Origin of the sequence: Clostridium disporicum, assembly GCF_001405015.1 — a bacterium.
Lineage (GTDB): Bacteria > Bacillota > Clostridia > Clostridiales > Clostridiaceae > Clostridium > Clostridium disporicum_B.
On sequence record NZ_CYZX01000020.1, the window covers coordinates 30,804 to 44,884 of the forward strand.

11 protein-coding genes are annotated in these 14,081 nt (G+C 29.2%); 9 read left to right on the forward strand and 2 right to left on the reverse strand.

Translation table 11 applies throughout. The annotated features are described in order from the left end of the window. Window positions 1–58: 58 nt before the first annotated feature. From ARA56_RS12850 to ARA56_RS12875, 6 genes are all read left to right on the forward strand, one after another. Window positions 59–1,027: an RluA family pseudouridine synthase gene (locus ARA56_RS12850; protein WP_055267303.1), complete on the forward strand. Its 969-nt coding sequence runs from the start codon at window positions 59–61 to the stop codon at window positions 1,025–1,027. A gap of 17 nt (window positions 1,028–1,044) precedes the next feature. After that, window positions 1,045–2,652: a putative polysaccharide biosynthesis protein gene (locus ARA56_RS12855; protein WP_055267305.1), complete on the forward strand. Its 1,608-nt coding sequence runs from the start codon at window positions 1,045–1,047 to the stop codon at window positions 2,650–2,652. 134 nt (window positions 2,653–2,786) lie between these two features. Continuing rightward, entirely contained in the window at window positions 2,787–3,830 is a 1,044-nt protein-coding gene (locus ARA56_RS12860) for an ABC transporter ATP-binding protein (RefSeq protein WP_055267307.1), read from the forward strand. Next, complete coding sequence (locus tag ARA56_RS12865) at window positions 3,824–4,690, forward strand: carbohydrate ABC transporter permease (protein ID WP_055267309.1); 867 nt, start codon at window positions 3,824–3,826, stop codon at window positions 4,688–4,690. The genes ARA56_RS12860 and ARA56_RS12865 overlap by 7 nt, the downstream gene beginning before the upstream one ends. An 11-nt stretch (window positions 4,691–4,701) precedes the next feature. Then, window positions 4,702–5,526, forward strand: coding sequence for a carbohydrate ABC transporter permease (locus ARA56_RS12870; RefSeq protein ID WP_055267311.1), 825 nt, complete (start codon window positions 4,702–4,704; stop codon window positions 5,524–5,526). A 45-nt stretch (window positions 5,527–5,571) separates the two neighbouring features. Continuing rightward, complete coding sequence (locus tag ARA56_RS12875; RefSeq protein ID WP_055267313.1) at window positions 5,572–6,900, forward strand: extracellular solute-binding protein; 1,329 nt, start codon at window positions 5,572–5,574, stop codon at window positions 6,898–6,900. Window positions 6,901–6,976: 76 nt separating this feature from the next. Here the strand turns inward: ARA56_RS12875 and ARA56_RS12880 are convergent, their stop codons facing one another. Further along, the gene (locus tag ARA56_RS12880; protein ID WP_055267315.1) at window positions 6,977–7,888 is read right to left on the reverse strand and encodes an alpha/beta hydrolase; all 912 of its coding nucleotides are present in this window, start codon (window positions 7,886–7,888) and stop codon (window positions 6,977–6,979) included. 148 nt (window positions 7,889–8,036) lie between these two features. Beyond that, window positions 8,037–9,536, reverse strand: a complete 1,500-nt coding sequence (gene spoVB / locus ARA56_RS12885; protein WP_055267317.1) for a stage V sporulation protein B — start codon at window positions 9,534–9,536, stop codon at window positions 8,037–8,039. Between the two features lie 273 nt (window positions 9,537–9,809). On the opposite strand from spoVB, the gene ARA56_RS12890 reads away from it, so the two are divergent. From ARA56_RS12890 to ARA56_RS12900, 3 genes are read left to right on the forward strand one after another with little or no spacing between them, the layout of a single operon-like run. Then, the gene (locus tag ARA56_RS12890) at window positions 9,810–10,298 is read left to right on the forward strand and encodes an NADH-quinone oxidoreductase subunit NuoE family protein (protein ID WP_055267319.1); all 489 of its coding nucleotides are present in this window, start codon (window positions 9,810–9,812) and stop codon (window positions 10,296–10,298) included. 1 nt (window position 10,299) lies between these two features. After that, a complete protein-coding gene (gene nuoF / locus ARA56_RS12895; RefSeq protein ID WP_055267321.1) occupies window positions 10,300–12,180 on the forward strand; it encodes an NADH-quinone oxidoreductase subunit NuoF in 1,881 nt (626 codons plus the stop codon). Window positions 12,181–12,191: 11 nt separating this feature from the next. Further along, entirely contained in the window at window positions 12,192–13,931 is a 1,740-nt protein-coding gene (locus ARA56_RS12900) for an NADH-dependent [FeFe] hydrogenase, group A6 (RefSeq protein ID WP_055267323.1), read from the forward strand. Window positions 13,932–14,081: the final 150 nt, after the last annotated feature.

A 14,081-nucleotide genomic window follows, 5' to 3' on the forward strand; every position in this document is an offset into this window, starting at 1 on the left:
AATATTAATCTAATAAGATGGGGAAATTAAATTAAACACAAAAGAAGGAGTTGTTTTTTTGAAGATAGAAATAGGTGCTAATGAAGCAGGGCAAAGATTAGATAAATTTTTAAGAAAGTATTTAAAAGATGTGCCACTAAGTGCAATATTTAAAGCTATGAGAAAAGGTGATATAAGAGTTAATGGATCAAAGAAAAAAGAAAATTATAAATTAGAGCTTGATGATGTTATCGAAATTAGATATATCCAAAGTAAAAAGGAAAAGAAAGATGATAGCTTCATAAAAGTTAATGCTGGATCATTAATGATTACTTATGAAGATGATAATATAGTTGTTGTTGAGAAGTGGCCAGGAGTATTGGTTCATCCAGATCAAAAGGGTGCAGAACCATCACTTACAGATTATGTACTTTCATACTTAAATGGAAAAGGAGACTATATTCCAGAAAAAGAAATTACATTTACACCAGCACCATGTAATAGATTAGATAGAAATACATCTGGTGTTGTAATATTTGGTAAGAACTTTGAAGCGCTAAGAGGCGTTAATGAGATGATAAGAGAAGGTAAAGTTAAAAAATATTACCAAGCTCTTGTAAAAGGCAGAATAAAAGATGGATTATATAAAGGTTATATTTCTAAGGATGAAAATGAAAATATATCTAAAGTATATGATAAACAAGTGCCTAATACTAAAGAAATATCTATGGAAGTTAAAACACTACAAAGTAATGGTGCATTCTCACTTTTAGAGATAGATTTAATTACTGGTAGAAGTCATCAGATAAGAGCTCATCTTTCACATTTAGGAAATCCTATTATAGGAGATTTTAAATATGGAGATAAGAAGATAAATTCATATTTTGATAATAAGTTCGGGTTAAATTATCAATTTTTATATGCATATAAACTTATATTTAGAGGCGGAGAAGGAAAACTTGAATATTTAAAGAATAAGACTATAGTTGAAGCACTTCCACCAATGTTTAAAAAGGTAAAGAACGAAGTATTTAAATTTACGATATAGTATAAAAGGGGAAAGTTATGGAAGAGAAGTCAGTGGGACGAAGTTTTTTAATCTTATCATTAGCAGGGGTGCTAGTGAAGGTATTATCAGCTGTATATATACCACTTTTAACTTTAATAATAGGTTCTGCAGGATATGGTATATATTCTAGTAGTTATAGTGCTTTTGTTTTCATATTAGCTGTAACTAGTATGGGAGCACAGCCAGCTATAACTAAGGTAGTTGCTGAATTAAAAGCTCTAGGATACCATAAGGATGCCTATAATGCTATGAAAATAGCTAGAAATTATCTAGCTATTTTTGGCTTTGCATTTATGGTTATTTTTATAGCCTTTGGAGATGGTATTGCTAATGGAATGAACTCACCTTCATCTGCACTATCACTAAAGTTTTTAGCACCGACTATATTATTATCTGCAATGCTTGCGGCATATCGTGGATATATGCAAGGTGTAGATTCAATGAAGGAAATAGCAATTTCTCAAGTTGTTGAACAGATTTTTAATGTAGTATTTAGTTTGATTTTTGCATTTTTATTAAAGAATATTAGTCTAGAATGGGGAAGTGCTGGAGGAACTGTTGGTACAACCATAGGGGCACTAATAGCAATAGTTTATATTATTTATATTTTTAATAAAAATAATTATTATGATGACGCGGTTAAAAACAATGAAGAAAATAAGAGAATAAGCAGAAAGAGGATTATTAAAAAGTTAATTCAGTATGGATTACCAATAACTATGGTTGCAGCAGTACAAAACTCTGCAGGATTATTAGATGCAATAATAGTAAAAGGTAGACTTTTAGCAGCTGGATTTGAACAAATGAGAGTAGATGAGTTATTTGGTACTTTAAATTATTTTAATACATTGATTTATGTACCATTAACTATTGTTACTGCATTATGTACAGCTATCTTCCCAAGAATAATTGCATCGTATGTTCAGAAGAATAGAAAAGAACTTAAAAACCAAATAAGTTATTCTTATAGATTAACTTATTTGATTACTATTCCTGCAGCTGTAGGTCTTGCTGTATTAAGTAGAGAAATCTTTCTATTCTTACTAAATGATTCTTATGGATATCAAATGCTTACATACGGATCGATAGTACTTATATTTATGTCAATTACATCAATACAAAATACTATACTACAAGGTGTTAATAAATTATACTTAGTATTAACTACAGCAAGTATAGGTATTTTAATAAAATTTGTAGTTAATTTTATTTTAGTAGGAATAAAAGATATAAATATCTTTGGAGCAGTAATAGGAACAGTATTTGCATTTTTAATACCTGCTATAATAAATCATAAAAGAATTCAAACGTTATTTAAGATAAGAATTCCTATAATTAGACAAGGGATGATTCCACTAATATCATCAATAATTATGGGAGTAGCAGTAGTTTTATGCAAAGGGCCACTTTTAAGATTAGTAAATATATTTGAAGGTGGAAGAATTGCTATAGGTTTAGTAGTTATTGTTTCTGTAGCAATAGGTGGATTAGTATATTTAATATCAATGATTCTTCTTCAAGGATTAAAAAAAGAAGACTTAGATTTAATATCACCAAGATTATATGAACTTATGCCAAGAATTTTACGTAAAAAAATTAAATAATTTTTAAAAAGACAACTAAAACTAAAGAGGATAAGTTGTCTTTTTTTTATTTACTAATTTTAGAGATTGTGAATAGAAAAGATAAAAAATAAACACCCTATTGTTATGGGTAAACGTAAGATGAGGTGAAAAAAATGGGAATCAAATTAGATAAACTTGTAGTGAAATTTGGTGATTTTACTGCTATAAATAATGTTACTTTGGAAATTCCAAAAGGAAAATTGGTTTCGCTATTAGGACCATCAGGATCAGGTAAATCAACAACTTTATTTACTATATCTGGAATTCATAAAGTGCATTCAGGGAAAATATATTTTGGAGATAGAGATGTAACGGGATTAGAACCAGAAAAATTGGGAATAGGACTTGTGTTTCAAAATTATGCATTATATCCACATATGACAGTAAGAGAAAATATAATGTTTCCACTGAAAAATTTAAAATGGGATAAGAAGAAGGCTGAAGATAGAGTAATAGAAGTGGCTAAGATAGTAAAAATAGATGCCCTTTTAGATAGAAAGCCAGCTCAATTATCAGGAGGTCAACAACAAAGAGTAGCTATTGCAAGAGCAATTGCTAAAAAACCAGATATATTGCTTTTAGATGAACCTTTATCTAATTTAGATACAAAGTTAAGAGTTGAAACTAGGCAAGAGATTAGAAGAATACAAAAGGAAACAGGAGTTACTGCAATATTTGTAACTCATGATCAAGAAGAAGCGATGAGTATATCAGATGAAATAGTACTTATGAAAGATGGAGCAATTCAGCAAGTATCTACTCCAAGTGAGATATACTTAAATCCGGTAAATAAATTTGTAGCTTCTTTTATAGGAAGTCCAGAGATGAATTTTATAGATGTTGATGTTATAGATGGAGAAGCATTTTTAGACAATCATAAAATAAGTAATTTGCCAGAAAATAAGAAAAAAGTTACTTTAGGTTTTAGGGCAGAGGATCTTGAATTATGTGATGATGGACTTGAAGTTGAAGTGATTACTGTAGAAATATTAGGAAGAGAAAGATTATTAACTTTAAAACATAGAGAGAATACGTATAAAATGCTGGTTGAAAACACTTGTGATATTGCAGAAGGAGAAAAGATAAGAATACGTCCTAAAGAGGGAAAAGCTTATGTTTTTGATTTAGATAGTGAGGAGTTTTTAAAGAAATGTTAAAGAAAAATTATAAGGGATATTTATATCTATTACCAGCATTAATAATACTAGGAGTTTTTGTGTTTTATCCAATAATAAATACTATAATTTTTAGTTTTGATGAAACTAAGGCAAGCGGTTTTAAGTTTGGATTTGGATCTTATAAATATCTATTTACAGATAAGAGATTTTTAACATCTTTATTTAACACTGTTATTTATGCTGCTATAGTACCAATAATATCTGTAGTTATTTCACTACTATTAGCCAATACACTAGTAAATTTGAAAAGTGAAAAGATAAGAGGAATGTTTCAAAGCATATATTTTTTACCATACGTAACATCTCTAGTTGCAATAGGAATAGTATGGTCATGGTTATTTAATAGTGAATATGGAGTAATAAACTACTTGTTAAGTTTTATAGGTATAAATCCTATAAATTGGTTAGGCAATCCTAAATGGGCTATGACAGCGCTTATAATATTTGCAGTATGGAAGAGCTTAGCTTTTAATACTTTGATACTAACAACAGGAATAGCATCCATAAATCCACAGTATTATCAAGCAGCTAAATTAGATCAGGCATCTAAGGGAACCATATTTAGAGAGATAACAGTTAAACTAGTATCGCCTATAATAGCATACACTTATATGATAAGCTTGATAGCTGGATTTAAAGTTTATACTGAAGTATATGTTTTATTTGGAGGACGAACTTTAGATGGGGCTGTATCTACAGTTGTAAGATATATAATAGATAGATTCTATGGAGATCAAGACTTTCCATTAGCTTTTGCAGCAGCAGTCGTATTATTGATAGTAATATTGACTGTAACAATGGTTCAAAGAGTTGTTTCCAGAAATAAAATTCATTATTAGGAGGTGAAATAATGAATAAGAATAGTTTAGGTTCAGTATTAAAGTATTTAGTGTTAATATTATTTGCTATAGTAACTTTATTTCCTTTTTATTGGATGATAGCATCATCATTAAAATCATCCTTTGAGGTAATTCAAACACCTCCTACATTATTTCCAAGTAAAATAATGTGGCATAATTATAGTGTTGCTTTAAAAATGGCACCTTTTGCAAGATATTTCTTTAATACAATTATAGTTACTATTTTAAGTATTATTAGCACAGTAATAATAGCTATTTTAACTGCATTTGCATTCTCGCACTTAGAGTTTCCTGGAAGAGATATGATTTTTTCTATCTTTTTAGCATCTATGATGATTCCAGGAGAAGTTTTAATAGTTACAAACTTTAAAACTATTTCTGCTCTAGGATGGATTGATACGTACCAAGCACTCTTTGTGCCATATATGGCAAATGTACTGTATATTTACATGCTTAGAGAGTTTTTCTTTAAAATACCAAAGCAATTATATTATGCAGCCAAAGTTGATGGAGCAAGTGATTGGAAGTTTCTATGGAAAATTGTAGTTCCTATGGCAAAACCATCAATTATAACTATTTGTATTTTAGTAGGTATTAATTCTTGGAATGCTTTTTTATGGCCACTACTTGTAACAAATAGTGAAAAAATGAGATTACTAGCAAATGGACTAACTGCCTTCCAGTCTGATGCAGGAAATCAATATGAGTTATTAATGGCTGCATCAACAATAATTACTATGCCAATAGTTATAGTATATATTTTCCTACATAAAAAAATTATGAGTGGAGTTTCTATTGGAGGTATTAAAGGATAAACTTTAATAAAAACTAAAGATAAATAAATTTTAAGAGGTGAAAATATGAACAAAAGAATTTTAGCTACAATTTTAACAGCTACTTTAGGAGTAGGTATGTTTGTTGGATGTGGTAAAAAAAATAATGCTACAGCTGAAATAGTAAAAGAATTAAATAATCCTGTTTCTATAGAAATGTGGCACTATTTAAATGGAAAACAAGCAGAGGTACTAGACTCAATAATACAAGATTTTAATAGCAACAATAATATGGGAATTACTGTTACTGCAGTAAATCAAGGTAATATTGGAGATTTGAATAAAAAGGTAATTACAGCATCACAATCAAATTCTTTACCTGCAATAATAAATGTATATCCAGATATAGCGACCGGCTTAATAAATCAAAATAAAATAATAGATTTATCACCATATGTTAACGATTCAACTGTAGGAATGAAAAGTGATATAGAAAATGATTTCTATAAAACTTTTATAGACGAAGTATCTCAATGGGGTAAAGATGCTGTTTATGGTATTCCTATGACTAAGTCTACTGAAGTTTTATATGTTAATAAAACTATGCTAGAAAAGTTAGGATATACTATGGATGATTTGAAAGATTTAACAGTAGAAAAGTTAGCTGAGATATCTAAAAAGTGTAAGGATGAATTAGGGGTTGTTGGATTTGGATTTGACTCAAGTTCCAATGCATTTATTTCTTCTTTAAAGATGGATGGTAAGGATTTCGTAACTATTGATGGAAAAATAAATGTTGATAATGATTGGGTAAAAACATTTATGAACTATTATAAAGACGAAGTAGGTTCAGGTTATTTCCGTATTCCTGGTGAAGATACATATCTTTCAGGACCATTTTCAAATCAAAAGTTATTAATGTACCAAGGTTCATCAGCAGGTGCAGCACATATTAAAACAGATGGAGCATTTGAAGTTGGTGTAGTAGAAGTTCCTGTATTCCAAGGAAAAGATAAAGCTGTAATTCAACAAGGGGCATCATTATTTGTAACAAGTGATGTTTCTCCAGAGGCACAATTTGCAGCTTATGAATTTATAAAATATGCAACAAATACAGAAAATACAGCTAAGTTTGCAGTAGCAACAGGATATTTACCAGTACGTAAATCAGCAGCAGATACTCAAATAATGAAGGATGCATTGAATGATCCAGAAGCATTATTTACAAAGATTTATCCAGTAGCTCAAAATAGTTTAGAATATGCATACTATACTCCAGCAGTTAATAATGCACAATCAGCTAGAACAATAATACAAGAAAAGTATGATGCATATGTAAGTGGAAGTATAAAAGATATAGATACATTCATTAAAGATACAACTTCTCAAGTTGAAACTTCAATACAACGTCAATAAAATAATGTAAATATAATTTAATATAAGAAATCAGAATAAACATAATGGTTTATTCTGATTTTTTATTTATCCAAAATTAAATTAAATCAATTTTTTTAAGGAAATTTCCTATTATCTCATCGTATTTATCTGGATTTGATGTTAAAGCTTCTGCATGTTTAGCATTTTTAGCAATATATAGCTCCTTAAATCCAGTAGTTTTTGAATTGAATAAATCATATACCATATATGTAGGTACATAATCATCCATATCACCATGGATAAAGAGTATTGGAATATCAATATTTTTTATATATGTTAATGGAGAAGCGGATTTAAAACTCCATTTATACCTAACTTTCATAATTATATCAGCTATAAACAATAGAGGTAAAAAGTTTATTTTATAATCTTCTTTAAGTCTATGTTTAAATAATTCAAAAACATCAGAGTATCCGCAATCTTCAATACAAAAAGAAACTCTATTATCTATAGCACAATATTGAAGTACAGTAGCAGCTCCCATTGACTCGCCTAATACTCCTAAATTAATATCAGGTCCTAGTTTATTGAAAAGAAAATTAGCACAAGTTTTAAGGTCATACTTTTCAAAATATCCCATGGAAGTATAGGTTCCACCACTTAATCCATGATTTCTATGGTCATACATAAAAACTGAGAATCCACGATTATAAAAAGGTTTTATATATTTAACAGAATAGTTTGTATTTACGGTAATCCCATGGCAAAGTATAATACATTTCTTTGAATTAGAGTTTGGAATAAATATTCCTTTAATATCATAACCATAATCTGATTTTAGTGTTATGTGTTCCTTTTCTAAGTTATTATAAAAGTCTTCAAGGTTTAATTTTTTTATTTGATTTTCATATCCATCTTCATAACTTTTTTTCTTAGGATAAATTACTATTTTACATAATTTGTTTGCATAAATAATTAAAATAAATAATGCAATAATAATTAAAACTATAAATATATAACCAAGCATAAAATCTCCTTTAAAATATTATTAATTATATTGTATCATATGAAATTTATATACGCTAAAGCTAATTAAAATGTTGTTTGATTATTCTTTAAAATAGAAAATCCAGCTAGTGCTGGATTTGTTCTTATGCTATTAACTTTTAATTAATTTACTCTTCCTCTATTCCAAAGCCACTAAAGTATGCAAATAATCCGAATGTTAGTATAATAATTATAATATTTTTAACTATAAATAAATCACTTAATATTGTGTTAGTTAATAATCTTAAAAGAAGGTAAGTTAGTAGACCAATAAGTGAAAAAATTATAATATTTATAGAGGATAATGATATATCTATATGTTTTTTTATTTCATGTAGATTTATTATTAAACTTATAATAGATGTAATAAATAGAGTTATAGCAGTTGAAAATACATTTATACTTTTTATCCCTGTAAGTATATATAAAGAAATAAGTTCTATTGAAGAAGTTATAAGAGAGTTTCTTAATATTATGCTTTGTCTATTTAATCCATTTAGAATTCCAAACATAGTACTTGAAGTAAAAAATAATGGAGCAGATAAAGCACAAACTTTAATATACAAACCTAGGTCATCTCTACCGTAAAACATTTTCCCTAAAGAGTCAGGAATAAGTAGACAAATTATACAAGTAGCAATACCAAGTAAAAAAGCAATTTTCAAAACTTTACGTATTCTAACTGATGCACTATAATATTCACCTTTGCTTAAAGTTTCAGAAAGATCAGGCATTAAAAGCGTACTAATAGAATTAACAACTATAAGTGGAAAAGTAACTATTGTTAACGCCATACCATTAAACTTACCTATCATAGCAATTGCAGTTGAATATTCAAGTCCAATTGATACAAGCCTTCGTGGAACTACTAAAGTAGACATAGCTGAAAATATATTTCCCATAAATCCATTTAAACATAATGGGAATGATACTGCTAAAACATTAAAAAGTAATTGAGCTTTGCGCTCAGGCTTTTCATAAGAAGGAGGAATCTTTTTTACTATGTGCTTATAATAAGCGTAAAGTAATAAAAGGCTTTGAAGTTCTCCAATAGCTAATGAAACATAAGCAAGGGTAACTAAAGATGATAGTGTATTAGCTTTAAATATAAATATAAGTAAGGCAATTGTTATTATTCTCATAGCTTTTTCTAATATATCTATAAATGCAGGAACTGTGATTTTTGATGTACCATAAAAAAAGCCTTTTAGTATATTAGATAAGGCTATAAATACCATTGCAGGACAAGTTACCCTTATAGCATTTAATGTTCTCATATCTTTAACACCGTATTCACTTATGTATGGAGCTAATATAAAAACTAAAACACCTATTGCTACTGACCAGATAATATTAAAAAAAGCTACAGTATTTATAGTTTTAAAAAGGTTATTATATTCTCTTTTAGAAGTATATATGGCAGCTCTTTGAGAAATAGCAGCTATAATTCCAGCTGTCATAAGGCTTATAAATAAATTGTATATAGGCATTACTAGCCCATATAGTCCTATACCTTCTGGACCTATCAACTTGGATAAATATATGGAGAATATAAATCCTAAGATACCAGTTGTGATATTTGCTGCTGTTAAGAAAAACGAATTTTTAAAGAAATTATCTTTTTCCAATTAATTCACCTCTTCGATTTACATTAAACGAAACTCAAAATCTAAGATTTGTTTAAAGTGAAATTATGTCTATAAACAAATATGGTAGTGAGTTTCCTTAATACATATTCTGGAAAAATAATAATTATGTTATATATAGAGTTTCTTTAATAGAAAAAATAATAATATTATTCAAAATATTAAGAAAATTGTTACAATAACTGGAAAATATATACTGTATTGTGATAAAATTAACGTATATTAAATTTATAATAATGAAGGGAGGCAAAAAGTATGTGTATTTCTAATGTTAACAAAGAAAAATTTAATGAGTTAGGCGATTATATTGAAAAAAATGATTTAAAGGAGAATGACTTAATAGCAGTACTTCACAAAGCACAAGAATTGTTTGGATACTTAGGAGAAGAGGTACAGTTATTTGTATCAGAAAAGTTAGGGGTACCAGTATCAAAAGTTTATGGAGTAATTACGTTTTATTCATTTTTTACTACTGAACCAAAAGGTAAATATGTAATAAATGTATGTGCTGGAACAGCTTGCTTTGTTAGAGGCGCAGGAGAGATAATAGAGGAGTTTAAAAAGAACCTCAATATCGAAGTAGGTGAAACTACTGAAGATGGATTATTTACTCTAGATACATTAAGATGTGTAGGGGCTTGTGGACTTGCACCAGTAGTTATGGTAAATAATAGGGTTTATGGACATTTTACTAAGAAAAATGTTGAAGAAGTTATAAACGAACATAAACGTTTGGAGGTTTAATATGAGAAAAATTTCATCTTATGAGGAGTTATTAGATAAAGCTGAAAAATATAAAAAGTATATAAATTTAAGAGTAGATAAAAGTTGCGTAAATGATAACGGAGAAAAACATATACTTATTTGTGGAGGGACTGGATGTAAATCAGCTAATGCAGATAAAATTTTGAGTGAATTAAATAAGTTTATTGACAAATATAGTTTAAAAGATAAGGTAAAAGTTATTATGGCAGGATGCTTTGGATTTTGCGCTAAAGGCCCTATAGTCAAAATAGAACCAGATGATACTTTCTATGTTCAAGTAACTCCAGAAGATGCTGAAGATATAATTAAAAATCATATTATTGATGGAAATGTTGTAGAAAGATTATTATTTACTGATCCAAGTGAAAATATAAAAATAAAATCACAGCATAATATACCTTTTTATAAAAAGCAGATGAGAATAGCTTTAAGAAATTGTGGGGTTATAGATCCAGAAAATATAAAAGAGTATATTGCAGTAGAGGGATATAAGGCATTAGGAAATGTCCTTAAGAATTATGAACCTATTGAAGTTATTAATGAAATAACTAAATCAGGATTAAGAGGAAGAGGGGGCGGAGGATTCCCAACAGGAGTTAAGTGGAAGTTTGCACGTGAAAGTAAGAGCGATGTTAAGTATATAATTTGTAATGCAGATGAGGGAGATCCAGGTGCATTTATGGATAGATCTATATTAGAAGGAGATCCTCACTCAGTTTTAGAAGCTATGGCAATAGCAGGATATTCTATAGGAGCTTCTAATGGATATATTTATATTAGAGCAGAATATCCTTTGGCAGTAAGTAGATTATTAATTGCTATAAAGCAAGCAAAAGAAGTTGGTCTTTTAGGTGAAAATATTTTAAATTCAGGGTTTAATTTTGATATAGAAATAAAATATGGGGCAGGAGCATTTGTATGTGGAGAAGAAACAGCTCTTATAAAATCAATAGAAGGGTCAAGAGGAGAGCCAACTAATAAACCACCATTCCCAGCAGTATCTGGACTATGGAGTAAGCCAACATCAGTTAATAACGTAGAGACATTTGCAAATATTCCAGCAATAATTAATAGAGGGGCTGATTGGTATAGTTCTATAGGAACAGAAAAATCAAAAGGGACTAAGGTTTTTGCTTTAGCAGGAAAGATTAATAATGTTGGGCTTGTAGAAGTTCCTATGGGAATTACATTAAGAGAAATCATTTATGAAATAGGTGAAGGTGTAAAAGATGGTAAAAAGCTAAAAGCAGTTCAAACAGGTGGACCATCTGGAGGATGTATTCCAGCTGAATTATTAGATGTTCCAATAGATTACGATTCATTGCTAAATATTGGATCTATGATGGGATCAGGTGGAATGATAGTAATGGATGAAGATAACTGTATGGTAGATATAGCTAAGTTCTATATGGAGTTTATAGTAGATGAGAGCTGTGGAAAATGTACACCTTGTAGAGTAGGATGTAAGAGATTACTTGAAATGTTGCAAAAGATAACTGAAGGAAAAGCTACACTAGTAGATTTGAAAAAACTTCAAGTTTTATCTGAATCAATAAAAGATACTGCACTTTGTGGCCTTGGTCAAACTGCAGCAAATCCAATAATATCGACTATGAAATATTTTATGGATGAATATGAGGCACACGTTAAAGAGCATAAATGCTATTCAGGAATTTGTAAGAAATTATTAAAATATAGAATTACTGATAAGTGCTTTGGCTGTACTAAATGTGCAAAAGGATGTCCAGCTGGCTGTATAAAAGGAAAACCAAGAGAAAAGCATGTTATAGATCAAAATAAATGTATTAAATGTGGTGCTTGTGAGGCTATATGTCCATTTAAAGCAATAGTTAGAGAATAGGAGGTGTTAGTATGAATATGGTATCAGTAAATATAAATGGTAAGAATATTTTAGTTGAAGATGGTTCTATGATATTAAAAGTTGCGGAGCAGATGAATATAGAAATACCAACACTTTGTCATATGTATATGCAAGATGGTAAAAGTGAGAATTGTAAAGGTACTTGTAGGGTTTGCGTTGTAGAGGTTGAAGGAAGAAAAAATTTAGCACCAGCATGTTCGACTCCTGTATTTGATGGGATGGTAATAAAGACAAATACACCAAGAGCGATTCAAGCAAGAAGAAATATTGTAGGATTATTACTTTCAAATCATCCTATGGATTGTTTAAAATGTGAAAAAAATTTAAAATGTGAGCTTCAAAAGATGGCTGCAGATTTAGGTGTATATGAAATAAAATATGAAGGTGAAAGAAATACCTATGGTAGAGATTATTCTTCACCAGCGATAGTAAAAGATATGGAGAAGTGCATATTATGTAGAAGGTGTGTAACTGTATGTAACGATATCCAAAAAGTTCATGCTTTAACTCCTATAGATAGAGGATTTGATACTACTATATCTACATTTTTCTCAAAACCATTAAGTGAAACTGAATGTACTTATTGTGGGCAATGTGTTTCAGTATGTCCAACAGGAGCTTTAAGGGAAGTTTATGACTATGATAGAGTATGGGATGCATTAAGTGATGCTGATAAATATGTTATAGTAAGTACAGCACCGGCAGTAAGAGCTGCATTAGGTGAAGAATTTGGAATGAAACCAGGAACATCTGTAACAAAACTTATGGTAGGAGCTTTAAAAGCTTTAGGATTTAAAAAGGTTTTTGATACAGATTTTGCAGCAGACTTAACTATAATGGAAGAGGCTAAAGAGTTTATTGACAGAGTGACTAAAGGTGAAAACTTACCTATGATTACTAGTTGTTGTCCAGGATGGATAAATTTTATAGAAAAGAATTACCCTGATCATCTAAGTTTACCATCAACGTGTAAATCACCACAACAAATGTTTGGTGCTATAGCTAAGACATATTTAGCAGAAAAATTAGGGATTCCAGTAGAAAAGATAGTAGTAGTATCAGTAATGCCGTGTACTGCTAAAAAATATGAAGCATCAAGAGAAGAGATGGGAAGAGATGGTATACAAGATATTGATATAGTTATCACTACTAGAGAATTAGCAAAGATGATAAAAGAAGCTGGAATGGATCTTAGAAATATGAAGGAAGAGGAATTTGATAATCCTTTAGGAGAATCTACAGGTGCAGGAGTTATTTTCGGAACATCAGGAGGAGTAATGGAGGCAGCATTAAGAACTGCTTATGAATGGATAACTGGTGAAGAGTTATATAGAATAGATTTTGATAATATTAGAGGGTTAGATGGTATTAAAGAAGCTAAAATAAAAATTGGAGATAAAAATGTTAGTATAGCTGTAGTTAATTCATTAGGTAATGCTAAAAAGATAATGGATGATATTGAAGAAGGTAAGAACAAGTATGATTTTATAGAAATAATGGCATGTCCTGGTGGTTGTATAGATGGTGGTGGGCAACCATTTATTAGAGCAAACAGAGATATATTGAAGAAGAGAATGGAAGCTTTATATAAAGAAGATAAAGATAAGAAGCTTAGAAAATCTCATAAAAACCACGAAATATTAAGACTTTATGATGAGTATTTAGGTGAACCAAATAGTGAAAAAGCTCATAAACTTTTGCATACTCATTATAAAGATAAAAGTAAATAAAAAATGAAGAAAAAAGAAACTGTTTTTTAGTAGGCAGTTTCTTTTATTATTTTAGAAATTTAGGTGATGCTTAAGAATTTTTTATTAAGTAAAATTAATTTAAAGTGAAATTTAAGTAATAATTTATATAGGTAACTAAATATAAATTAA

Coding starts and splice junctions, on each gene's coding strand:
- nuoF (WP_055267321.1), top strand. CDS start 10,300: ATGAGAAAAATTTCATCTTATGAGGAGTTATTAGATAAAGCTGAAAAA.
- ARA56_RS12890 (WP_055267319.1), top strand. CDS start 9,810: ATGTGTATTTCTAATGTTAACAAAGAAAAATTTAATGAGTTAGGCGAT.
- ARA56_RS12900 (WP_055267323.1), top strand. CDS start 12,192: ATGAATATGGTATCAGTAAATATAAATGGTAAGAATATTTTAGTTGAA.
- ARA56_RS12860 (WP_055267307.1), top strand. CDS start 2,787: ATGGGAATCAAATTAGATAAACTTGTAGTGAAATTTGGTGATTTTACT.
- ARA56_RS12865 (WP_055267309.1), top strand. CDS start 3,824: ATGTTAAAGAAAAATTATAAGGGATATTTATATCTATTACCAGCATTA.
- ARA56_RS12875 (WP_055267313.1), top strand. CDS start 5,572: ATGAACAAAAGAATTTTAGCTACAATTTTAACAGCTACTTTAGGAGTA.
- ARA56_RS12880 (WP_055267315.1), bottom strand. CDS start 7,888: ATGCTTGGTTATATATTTATAGTTTTAATTATTATTGCATTATTTATT.
- ARA56_RS12855 (WP_055267305.1), top strand. CDS start 1,045: ATGGAAGAGAAGTCAGTGGGACGAAGTTTTTTAATCTTATCATTAGCA.
- ARA56_RS12870 (WP_055267311.1), top strand. CDS start 4,702: ATGAATAAGAATAGTTTAGGTTCAGTATTAAAGTATTTAGTGTTAATA.